The sequence below is a fragment of the Methylobacterium nigriterrae genome (genome assembly GCF_037106235.1).
Taxonomy (GTDB): domain Bacteria; phylum Pseudomonadota; class Alphaproteobacteria; order Rhizobiales; family Beijerinckiaceae; genus Methylobacterium; species Methylobacterium nigriterrae.
In genome coordinates this window covers 1-263 of the sequence record NZ_JBAWTG010000967.1, presented here as the reverse complement: position 1 = coordinate 263, position 263 = coordinate 1, and the positions used below count along the sequence as shown (strand labels likewise).

Annotated in this window: 1 protein-coding gene; it reads right to left on the bottom strand. The window is 71.9% G+C overall.

All coding sequences use genetic code 11. The features are described from left to right. Positions 1-263 (bottom strand): ABC transporter permease subunit (locus tag WDW90_RS39895; RefSeq protein ID WP_431311234.1); only part of this gene is annotated, 263 nt, incomplete at both ends.

Here is a 263-nt window from a genome sequence, read left to right as displayed (position 1 = left end):
CCACCCGCCTTGAAGCCGCCGAAGAGGATGCCCGCACCGAGCACGCCGATCGGGTTCGAGTTGCCCAGCAGGGCCACGGTGATGGCGTCGAAGCCGATCCCGGCGTCGATGTCCGCACCGAACCCGGTGGTCACGGTCCCGAGGACCTGGGTGACACCGGCCAGACCGACCAGCGCACCGGCGACGAGCATCACCGAGACGGTGGACCGCGAGACGTCGATGCCGGCGACCCGCGCAGCACGCGGGTTCTGCCCCACGGCCCG